Source organism: uncultured Bacteroides sp. (genome assembly GCF_949298305.1).
Lineage (GTDB): Bacteria > Bacteroidota > Bacteroidia > Bacteroidales > Bacteroidaceae > Bacteroides.
This window is the reverse complement of record NZ_CASFWU010000093.1, coordinates 1-10,314: the sequence shown is the minus strand read 5'-3', so window position 1 is coordinate 10,314 and position 10,314 is coordinate 1. Positions and strand designations below refer to the sequence as shown.

The 10,314-nt window shown below is 53.8% G+C and carries 11 protein-coding genes and 2 tRNA genes; 8 read left to right on the top strand and 5 right to left on the bottom strand.

Annotated features, from left to right (window positions below; translation table 11 throughout):
- From Q1Y74_RS11420 to Q1Y74_RS11405, 4 genes are all read left to right on the top strand, one after another.
- A partial coding sequence (locus Q1Y74_RS11420) for a DUF6029 family protein (RefSeq protein ID WP_300814452.1) occupies positions 1-193 on the top strand: 193 nt, incomplete at its 5' end.
- 20 nt (positions 194-213) lie between these two features.
- The gene (locus Q1Y74_RS11415; RefSeq protein ID WP_300814451.1) at positions 214-1,074 is read left to right on the top strand and encodes a hypothetical protein; all 861 of its coding nucleotides are present in this window, start codon (positions 214-216) and stop codon (positions 1,072-1,074) included.
- Positions 1,075-1,086: 12 nt separating this feature from the next.
- Entirely contained in the window at positions 1,087-1,386 is a 300-nt protein-coding gene (locus tag Q1Y74_RS11410) for a hypothetical protein (RefSeq protein WP_300814450.1), read from the top strand.
- Positions 1,387-1,405: 19 nt separating this feature from the next.
- A complete protein-coding gene (locus Q1Y74_RS11405) occupies positions 1,406-2,698 on the top strand; it encodes a zinc-dependent metalloproteinase lipoprotein (RefSeq protein WP_300814449.1) in 1,293 nt (430 codons plus the stop codon).
- A 100-nt stretch (positions 2,699-2,798) separates the two neighbouring features.
- Here the strand turns inward: Q1Y74_RS11405 and Q1Y74_RS11400 are convergent, their stop codons facing one another.
- The 5 genes from Q1Y74_RS11400 to Q1Y74_RS11380 all read right to left on the bottom strand — a co-directional run bounded on the left by Q1Y74_RS11400 (position 2,799) and on the right by Q1Y74_RS11380 (position 8,193).
- Positions 2,799-4,094 carry a DUF4010 domain-containing protein gene (locus Q1Y74_RS11400; RefSeq protein WP_300814448.1) on the bottom strand — a complete coding sequence of 432 codons (1,296 nt, stop codon included), beginning with the start codon at positions 4,092-4,094 and terminating at the stop codon, positions 2,799-2,801.
- 43 nt (positions 4,095-4,137) lie between these two features.
- The gene (locus Q1Y74_RS11395) at positions 4,138-4,608 is read right to left on the bottom strand and encodes a CYTH domain-containing protein (RefSeq protein WP_300814447.1); all 471 of its coding nucleotides are present in this window, start codon (positions 4,606-4,608) and stop codon (positions 4,138-4,140) included.
- Positions 4,609-4,629: 21 nt separating this feature from the next.
- Positions 4,630-4,758, bottom strand: a complete 129-nt coding sequence (locus tag Q1Y74_RS11390) for a hypothetical protein (RefSeq protein ID WP_300814446.1) — start codon at positions 4,756-4,758, stop codon at positions 4,630-4,632.
- Between the two features lie 754 nt (positions 4,759-5,512).
- Positions 5,513-7,165: a S41 family peptidase gene (locus Q1Y74_RS11385; protein WP_300814453.1), complete on the bottom strand. Its 1,653-nt coding sequence runs from the start codon at positions 7,163-7,165 to the stop codon at positions 5,513-5,515.
- A 32-nt stretch (positions 7,166-7,197) separates the two neighbouring features.
- Positions 7,198-8,193, bottom strand: a complete 996-nt coding sequence (locus Q1Y74_RS11380) for an adenosine kinase (protein WP_300814445.1) — start codon at positions 8,191-8,193, stop codon at positions 7,198-7,200.
- 78 nt (positions 8,194-8,271) lie between these two features.
- Here Q1Y74_RS11380 and Q1Y74_RS11375 point away from each other — a divergent pair.
- The 4 genes from Q1Y74_RS11375 to Q1Y74_RS11360 all read left to right on the top strand — a co-directional run.
- Positions 8,272-8,345 (top strand) — tRNA-Asn (locus Q1Y74_RS11375).
- Positions 8,346-8,364: 19 nt separating this feature from the next.
- Positions 8,365-8,438: transfer RNA gene (locus Q1Y74_RS11370), tRNA-Asn, on the top strand.
- Between the two features lie 349 nt (positions 8,439-8,787).
- Positions 8,788-10,125 carry a site-specific integrase gene (locus Q1Y74_RS11365; protein WP_300814444.1) on the top strand — a complete coding sequence of 446 codons (1,338 nt, stop codon included), beginning with the start codon at positions 8,788-8,790 and terminating at the stop codon, positions 10,123-10,125.
- Positions 10,126-10,131: 6 nt separating this feature from the next.
- Positions 10,132-10,314: DUF6043 family protein (locus Q1Y74_RS11360; protein WP_300814443.1), on the top strand; the 183-nt coding region annotated here is incomplete at its 3' end.

The window sequence follows — 10,314 nt, the reverse complement described above, 5'->3', positions numbered from 1 at the left end:
GGTGAGCGACATGTACAACCTGGGCACAACCAAAGTACACTATTACAGCGGCTCCGTCAGCTACACGCAAAAGAACACACGCCTGCAACTGAGCTACGGACGCAACCGCGCCGGATATGTATGCTCGGGAGGCGTATGCCGATACACCCCTGCCTATACAGGCGCCAACTTGACATTAACCACTTCATTCTAAATTAAAAGCAAAAGAACATTATGAAAAAATATTGGAATTTACTGGCCTGCCTGTTCATTCTGGCATTCACAGCCGCATGTACAGGCAACCCGGGAACAGACGACCCTGCCGACGGAGGCAATGTCGAGGGCACACTGACGCTCAAGGCATCGGCCGCCTATATTGAAAACAACGGAACAGACGCCGCTGTCTTCACCGTATTGAAAGGCGGCAAAGACGTTACAGACCAGGCCGCCATCTACCAGAAGAAAGGAAGCTCCTTCGAACAGTTCAGCGGAACGACGTTTGCTTCGACCACTGCCGGCGAATACTCTTTCTTTGCCAGCTACAACAGCGAAATGTCGGCCACTATCAGTGTGGTCGTAGTAACTGGCATTCAAGAACTGCCTGCCGACCCGCAACCCACCAAATTCGACGGATTCAAGCACCGCATCCTTGCCCTGCAGGGTACAAGCCTTGGCTGTACTTATTGTCCGATGATGATTGCCGGACTGACCGAATACGAGAAAACCGAGGAATACAAAAGCACTGTAGTGGCTGCCGCACACGGCGTTATGTCGGGCGACGACATGCTCTCGACTTATAGCAATACCGTTCTGAAAGAAACCGGTATCTCCAACTCCGGCATCCCGGCACTGCTCTTCAACCTGCAATCGAGCAGCGAAATCATGGGTGTCTTTGGCTCTGATTCTCCGGCCAGCGTATGCGGACGCATCCAGTCCGAAGCTCAGGAACAACTGAAAACGGCAGCCAACACCGGCATCAGTGCCGCCGTTTCGGGCACGGAAGCATCGGGCAGCCTCAGCGTTACAGCTTCTGTCAAGGTTGGCCAAACCGGAAAATACCGTGTGTGTGCCTGGGTGGTAGAAGACAACATCTAGGCTGAAGGACAAATGAACGGCTATCAGACATTGGAAGAAACCTACGACTTCACCCATCACAGCAACGTATTGCGCTGCATCTCATCGACCAGCCCCATCACAGGCAGCAACCTGGGCGGTAAAGAAGAGTGCCAGGCTGGCGAAACACAGATGTTCGTACACGAGTTCGACCTGAACAGCATGGACATCGAGAACCTGGCCAACGTACGTGTGCTGATTATCGTTTCAAAGAACGAAAGCGGTTCGCGCTATACAGTGGACAACGTCATCAGTTGCGGTGTGAACAAGTCTGTAGCATTCGAATATGAATAAACCAACAAACTGACGAAACATGAAACTGAAATATCTGTTCCTGCTGTTCACAATGACTTTGTGCTTCAGCTGCTCCGACGACGATGTTACGCCGGCGCTTGCCATAGATGAAACCGAACTGACTGCCGAAATCGGAGGCAGTCAGTACGAAATAGCCGTAGCAAGCACCAGCGCATGGACCGTATCGGCCGCACCTGCGTGGGTAGAATGGCAGGTGAACGAACCGCAGACCCTGCTGACGCTGACCGTAGACGAAAACCTGAATCAGGACAAACGTACGGGCACCGTCACACTGACCAACGAAGAAGGTCTCAGCCAGTCCATCGCCATCGAGCAGGAAGCCTATGCTTACAGCGAAAACCATCACTACAAACTGCCCGTCGTGTTCCACGCCCTCTACTGGAATGCCAACAACACCCAGCATTATATTGAGGCCGGACATCTGCAAAAGGTAATGGACCGCGTCAACCAATACTACCGCGAATGCGGCACCGACCTGAACCTGGAGTTTGTGATGGCTACCGAGGACCCCGAAGGCAACCGTCTGGAGGAACCGGGCGTAAGCCGCGAAAAGTGGCAGTACACCACCATGGATTGCAGTTCTTTCATGGGCAGCGGAGAGCAAAGATACAAGGACCTGCTGTGGGACACGAGCAAATACATCAACGTCATGCTCTACAACTTCTCCGACAGCCAGATTCTCGGCATCTCCCAATTCCCGTGGCTGCCCGAGCCGTATGCGCTCGAAGGCATCAGCACGGCCATGAAAGGCGCCAATCTGGAAGATAATCCGTATCCCCAATGTGTATGCATCAACAACAAGTACATCTACGACCTGACCAACGATGACGAGGCATACTCGGTATCGGACATTGCCGTGACGCTGGCACACGAGCTGGGCCATTTCCTCGGACTGTACCACGCCTTCAACCAACTGGAAACGGGTAACACCAACACCAGCCAGGATACGGACTACTGCACCGACACGCCGCCCTACAACAAGTTCCAGTACGACACCAAGCTGACCAACTATCTGACCTACAACCCCGCCATCACCTCCAAGTCGTCCGAGGCTTACCAGACGTTCGTGATGCGTACCAACAGTCAGACCGGCCAGGAATTCCGTTCGACCAACATCATGGACTATGCCGTCTCCGATGCCAACAGCTTCAGCGAACAGCAGAAGGAACGGGTAAGATACATCCTGCAACACGCCCTGTTCATGCCGGGTCCGAAGGACTATACCGGAACCGAGTTCACCCGCGCAGGCGGCGCTTCCGACTTCAAGTTTACTCCCCAGTACATCGAATGACAGGCGGACAACCCCTGCCGGAATGTACCGGCCCCAAAGAGGGTGCGGCCCAACGGAATTCCATCACCGTTGGGCCGCACCTTCTTTTTGGGGGAGTTCCTCAGAACAGGTAGAAGACCAGCAGCAGGCAGAGGTTGGCGGCTATGACACAGCCGAAGCCGCGCAGAATCCAGCGCCGCAGGGGGCTCTTGCGGCCTGCGAAGAAGAGGGCGTAGCACATGTTGACGGCAATGTTGCTGACGATGGCCTGCAGGCTGCAGGCGGTGATGACCAGCACGGCCACGCTGCCCGTGCCCTGAAGCAGGTTCAGGATGAAGGGGGTGATGTCGCTCACGCCGGAGACGAACGAGAGCAGCGTCAGTCCGCCCGTGCCGGCATAGACCAGCGTGTAGTGAGTCAGCACGGTGAACACCACGAACAGCACGGCAAAGATAAGCGCCACCTTGAACTCCAGCGGGTTGCTGCCGTCGTCGGCCCCTTCGGCACCCGTCACGCCTCCCGCCCGCCTGCAGCGGACGTGCAGGTACCACGCCGCCCCGCCGGACACCAGCGACATAATCAGCAGGTAGGGATAGATGACGGCCAGCGTGGTGAGGCTGAAGATGCCTATCAGGATGAGGAACCGCAGGAACATCATGCTGACGGCCAGCAGCATGGCAGCCACGTACTCGGGAGCCTCCTGCGCCGAGGCCGCACGGCTCTTGCGCGCCAGTACGGAGATGGTGGCCGTGCTGCTGTACAGTCCGCCCACGATGCCGGACACCAGGATGCCCGACTCGTGGAACACATAGCGCTTCAGCAGGTAAGAGAGGTAGGAGATGCCGGACACCACCACCGTGGTGAGCCAGATGGTGTAGGGCGTCAGGTTGATGCCCGGAATGAAGTTCTTGTCCGGCAGCATGGGCAGGATGATGCCGCTGATGGCCAGAAATTTGGCCAGCGTAATCATCTCGTCGTTCTTCATGCGCTGCGCCAGCTCGGTGAACGTGTGCTTCAGCTCGGTGAAGAGCAGCACGGTGACCACCAGCATGACGTAGAACCACGAGGGCTGCGTGGCCACGATGGGCGCGATGCAGTAGGTGATGAGGGCAATGACGATGGTGGTGAGCCCGAAGACGTGGAACTGCGACTGCTTGGCGTAGTAGTTGAGCGCCAGCAGCAGGCCCAGGATGAGCCCGCCGCCCATGAAGAGGCGGTAGTCCACCGGGTCGAGGATGTAGAGCAGATAGCCCAGAATGCCGATGAAGGTGAACGTGCGGTCGGTGCCGAACAGCATGGTCTCCCCCTCGCGCTTCAGGCTGATGCGCCGCAGCGAAAGCCCGATGAGCAGCGAGAACACCGTCACCAGCACAAAGGTGACCAGTTCGCGGGGCAGGTATTCGTATAGCTTTTCCATAGGCTGGAAATATGGGTGGCGGACAGGGGTCGGCCGCCGGCGGCTATGTCCACGACTTGTACGGGTGCCGCGTCAGCTGGGCGTTGTAGTAGCGCACGTCGCCCGTCACTTCCTGTCCGATGAAGCCGGGCTTCTCGAAAGGCTCGTCCACGGCCTTGAGCTCCACCTCGGCCAGCACCAGCCCCTCGTTGTCGCCGTAGAACTCGTCCACCTCGAACACGTGGTTGCCGCACCTCACGAGGTAGCGCGTCTTGTCTATCAGGCCCGGCTCGCAGAGCTTCATCAGTTCCTCCGCCTCTGCCAGGGGGATTTCCTTTTCCCACTCGTAGCGGCTGATGCCCTGCGGGTCGGCCGCACCTTTGATGGTAAGGTAGCCTTTGTCACCGCGGATGCGCACCCTCACCGTCCGCCCGCGCGCGCTGCAGATGTAGCCCTGCGCAATGCGGCTGTGGCTGAAGGCCTGCGACTTGTATTCGCCGTCGACGAGGAATTTGCGTTCAATTTCTTGCGCCATAAGCGTGACGTCACTGCACGGTCAGACGGAGTAAAGGACAAACATCAGAATCACCAGCACCATCATGGCGACAGCAATTCCTATCAGCACTTTCTTGCCTTGTCTCTCTTCCTTTGCGGTGTGCATCACCTTTTTCTTGTTCGTTCCCATAGTCTGATATTCTCTTTTTTAAAGTTCAACAACAAACAAAGTAAGGGAGAATTTGGGAAGAATGCAAGCGAAAGGGGAAGATTTTTTCATCCGGTTTGACATTCTGACACTTTGACGGACAGACCGCCTCAGAATGGCGTATTTCGGCCCGCGGGAAAGGTTGCGCGAAATTTTGAAGGCCGTACGGCCTATCCCGTTCTTTCAGAGCGCGGTAGCGAAATGTTTACATTTGAAATAGAGCGGAGAAGCAGTCTGCGGAGGCTCCAAACGGCCCAATCCGGCTTCCGACATTCCCTCTTCGGCCGCCGCACAAGCGTCCCGGTTGCTCCGCACAAGCATTGTGGACGGACGGAACAAGCATTCCGGCCGCCCGAAACAAGTATTTTCCACTCCGGAAACCGGCTTTTCCGCCCCGAAAGCAAGCATTTCCGCCCTCAAGACGCCTGCAAAACGGGGCGTTTCCGCCCTATTCCGCTCCTTCCGGAAAAAGAAGCCGTCAGCCAAAAGGCCGTTTTCCTGTCCTTTTGCAAGAAAACAGCGGGGAAAGGCTGACACATCGGACAGGCAGAGACAGCCGATGGCTCCATCGGCAGCCGCCCGCAGCGGCCCCGAACGGACGGCGGAAGCCTCATCCGGCCGCCACGGGAAAAAAGGCGGACGGGCGCGGACAGACGCGAAGCCTTCCACGGCTTGCGTTCATCCGCGCCCGTCCGTTGCCGGGGGCCACAAAAGCCTCCCCCCTATCGGAACGCCGTCAGACGGATGCCTCAGGGGCGCTCAACAGTTTGGCATATTCTGCCGGAGCGGTCAGCACCTTTACGGCTTCCTTCAGGTCGGGGTCGTCCTTCAGCTGCTCGATGATGGAGCCGCGCTGGTAGTAGTAGCGTTTGATGATTTCCAGGGCTATCATGTTCTTGATTTCCTTGGAGAAGTGGTCCAGGTCGCGGTCCAGGTTGTGCGTCAGCTTCTTCTCCAGCGCCTCGAACTCGGCCTGCGCGTCGGTCAGGTAGCCCTCGAACTCGGCCATTTCCTTCAGGTTCTTCAGCATCTTTTCGGTTTGCTGGTCGTACTTGAAGTCGGCCTTCTTCACCAGGGCCTTGAAGTCGGCGTAGTCTGCATCGGTCACCTTGAATTGTTCCGGAGCGGGGATGGTGGGGTGCTTCAGGCAGTAGTCGGTGGCATAGTCGAAGATGAGGTTGTCGTTCACCAGATAGAACAGGATGTTGGGCAGTTTCTCCTGCTTCACCACGATGTCCGGCAGGATGCCTCCTCCGTCGCGCACCTCGCGGCCGGCTGCGGTGTGGAACACGTTGGTCAGACTGTCGGGGATGCGCTCGCCGCCCTCGCCGTCGCCGCGGTGCTTGTAGTCGATGGCCTGTACGCACCGTCCGCTGGGGATGTAGTACTTGGAGGTGGTGAGCTTCATGGTTCCGCCGTAAGGCAGGTTACGGGTGGTCTGTACCAGGCCCTTGCCGTAGGTGCGGTTGCCGACGATGACGGCACGGTCCAGGTCTTGCAGCGAGCCGGCCAGGATTTCGGACGATGAAGCCGTAGACCCGTTGACAAGCACGGCCAGCGGGATGTCCGGGTCAATCGGCTCGCGCAGGGTCTTGTAGGTGTTGTCTGCCTGGGGTATTTTCCCTTTGGTGGTGACCAGCGTCTTTCCTCTCGGCAGGAAGAAGTTGGCAATCTCTACCGCCTCGTCCAGCAGTCCGCCGCCGTTGTTGCGCAGGTCGATGACCAGCGAGGTGATGCCGCGTTTCTTCAGGTCGAGGAAAGCCTGTTTGAACTCTTTGGACGGATTTCCGCTGAAGGTGCTCAGGTTGATGTATCCAATCTGGTGGTCGAGTACCGTATAATAAGGTATGATGGGCAGCTGGATGGAACGGCGCACAAGTTCAAACTCCAGCAGTCCCTTGGTGCCGGGGCGCTGCACTTTCAGCTTGAAGCTGGTTCCCACCTGCCCGCGCAGCATTTCGCTCACCTCCTGGTTGTTCTTTCCGGCCAGGTCTTCGCCGTCTATCTCCATCAGCACGTCGCCGGTCTTCAGTCCCGACGTGGCTGCCGGCATCCCCTCGTAGGGCTCGGCTATCACGGAGCGCTTCAGCTTGGGGTTCCAGGAGATGATGGAGCCGATGCCCCCGTACGAGTTGCGCAGCATCTGTTCCAGCTCGCTCTGGTCGTCCTCGGGGTAATATTCCGTATAGGGGTCCAGCGAATAGAGCATGGCGTCAATTCCCTCGCGGATGGTCTTGTCCGGGTTGATGGTATCTACATAGAACATGTCCAGCTCCCTCACGATGGAGCTGAAGATGTCCAGGTTCTTGGCCACTTGGAAGCTTCGGCTGTCGCCGTTCTTGAAGCTCCAAAACAGGACGGCGCCCACCACCAGCAGCAGTGCCGCCATCCAACGCAATCTAACGTACTTCTTCACCTTGTTCAATTATTTAAGATTCCACTTTCTGCTATTTCTTTCCTGATTTTTTCCCACTCCTTCTCAGGCAGCTCGGTGCCTACCACCTGCACTACCCGTGCGGCCAGCAAGGAGCCGATGCGGGCACACTTCTCCAGCGAGTAGCCGCAGCTCAGGCCGTAGAGGAAACCTGCGGCAAAATAGTCGCCCGCACCCGTAGTGTCCACCACCTTGTCCACCGGGACGGCCTTCACGAACATCTCTTCCGTACCCTTACGGATGAGGCAGCCCCGCGCGCCCACCTTTACAATGGCGATGCTGCACATTTTGGCCATCACGCCCAGAGCCTCTTCGGCCTCCTTTCCCGTGAAGGCCTTGGCCTCCTCCTCGTTGGCAAAAAGAATGTCTACGTATCTGTTCACCAGCTTCAGGAAGAAGGCATGGTCTTCGGCCACTACATTATAGCTGGCCAGGTCCAGGCAAACCTGTAACCCGGCTTCCTTGGCCAGTTCGATGGCCCGCAGAATAGTGTCGTGGTCCTGTACCAGAAAGCCCTCCACAAGCAGGTAGGCATAGCCTTTGAACATCTCCAGCGAAAGCTCTTCCGCCGTCAGGGTGGCCGCTGCCCCCAGATAAGTGCCGAAGGTGCGCTCGCCGTCGGGCGAGATGAAGGTGGAAGCCACGCCCGAAGGCATCGTGGGGGAGACAAGCAGATGAGACTCCGCTCCGCGGAACTTGAGCCGCTCGCGGTAGAAGTTTCCGTTCTCGTCGTTTCCCACCTTCCCGATGAATCCCGTGCCGGCACCCAGGCAGGCCAGTGCGCGCACCGAGTTTCCGGCAGAGCCGCCAATGACCCGCCGTGTCTTCATCCGGCCGAAATACTGGTTGATTTTTTGTAGTTTATCTTCGTTTATCAAGGTCATGCTTCCTTTGGGCAGTTCCATTTCTTTCAGCACTTCATCGGTGTCCAAAAGAGCCAAAACATCCACCAATGCATTCCCTAAACCTAATATTTTGTCCATTTCCGATAAATTTTTCGCAAAGATATTGCATATTTCAAAATATCCTATTACTTTTGCACCGCATTTAAGAAAAAACATTCTTCGTTAGCTCAGTCGGTTAGAGCATCTGACTGTTAATCAGAGGGTCCTTGGTTCAAGTCCAAGACGAAGAGCAAAACTTAAATGCAACATTCTTCGTTAGCTCAGTCGGTTAGAGCATCTGACTGTTAATCAGAGGGTCCTTGGTTCAAGTCCAAGACGAAGAGCAGAAAAGGGAGCTGGTTTCAAACCGGCTCCCTTTTTTTTGTGTCTTGTCCGGTCGTGCCGGGCGGGGTAAACCAACGAATTACAAGGTATGGAAATAAAAAAGGAGAAAGATTTTCATCCTTCTCCAACTCTGTACCCAGACCCGCATTTGAAATAATTAAAGTGGGGAAAATGTGGGTAAAAAGAAAAACGCAGAAAAACACAGCAATATAACTATATATCAATCATTTACAATTATATTAAATTTTAATCCGAATTAATCCGATTGCAAATTATTTAGCAGATGTGGGGAAAATGTGGGGAAAATATCTATATTTGCATCCAGATAGATATTTAACCTGTAAGCCTATGAAAGTAACTTTCATCATTAAAAAAGCGGCAAAACGGTATGATACTGAATCAACCGCAACTATTTATATCCGTCTGAGAAATGGAAGACTGCTTGATTCTGTTGCTCCTACCCAGCTTTCAATCAATCCCAACCTGTGGGATGACAAAGCAGAGTGTGTAAAAACAAAAGCTGTCTGCAACGAAGATTTAAGGACTGGTATAAATGAAGAGATACGAAAGCTGAAAACCTATGTGGAAAAATCCTTTCATACGGAAAAAGAATCCGTTGATAAAGAATGGCTGAAACTGACCTTAGACAGATATTATCATCCTGAAAAGTATTTCACACCGGAAGAGATTGCCATCAAGCCAACTTTCGGAGAGCTGTTTGACAGTTTTCTGGAAAAGCATCCGTTATCGGAAGTAAGGAAAAAGAATTTCAGGGTGGTAAAAAGAACCTTATTGCGTTATGAACTGTATGTACGGGAAACCAAAAGAGGGCAAAAAGGCTTTGTTCTTGATGTTGATACCGTCACACCTGAAACGCTTCGGGACATGTGGGACTTCTTCGAGAACGAATACCAATATTATGAATTGTACCCGAGCATTTATGAAGCCATTCCAGAAAAGAGAACTCCGCAACCACGTGGAAAAAACACTCTGATAGACTGCTTTTCAAGAATACGCACATTCTTTCTGTGGTGTTTCGACAACAAGCTGACCTCCAACAGACCGTTTGACAAGTTTCCGATAGAGGAATGCAAATACGGAACTCCTGTTTATATCAACCTTGAAGAAAGGGACAGGATTTTCAATGCTGACCTGTCAGCTACCCCACAGCTGGAGATACAGAGGGACATCTTCATTTTCCAGACACTTATAGGATGCCGAGTAAGCGACCTGTACAGAATGACCAAACTGAACGTGGTAAATGAAGCCATTGAATACATACCGAAGAAAACCAAAGAGGGCAATCCTGTAACGGTACGTGTACCGTTGAACGACAAGGCAAAGGAAATTCTCGAACGGTATAAAGACCATGAGGGAAAACTTCTGCCGTTTATTTCCGAACAGAAATATAATGAGGCAATAAAAAAGATATTCAAACTTTCAGGAGTGGACAGGATTGTCACTATATTAGACCCGTTAACACGTGATGAAGTCAAAAAACCGCTTTATGAAGTGGCAAGCAGCCACCTTGCAAGACGCACCTTCATCGGTAATATTTATAAGAAAGTGAAAGACCCGAATCTTGTTTCGGCACTGTCGGGACACAAGGAAGGCAGCAAGGCTTTCAGACGGTACAGGGATATTGACGAAGAGATGAAGAAAGACCTCGTTAAACTTTTAGACTAAACCTATATGGGACAACAGGAATATGACAATTTCAAAAGACTGATAAGGGAGTGGCTTGACAGCCACCCCGATGAATATGCGACGTTCGTAGAAGAAATGAACGACAAGGAGTTCAAGGGATTTGTCAAGGTTTTCAAGGTTGCCACAACCTTGGTACCGAGATACAAGGAAGCCACACGCAGACGGATC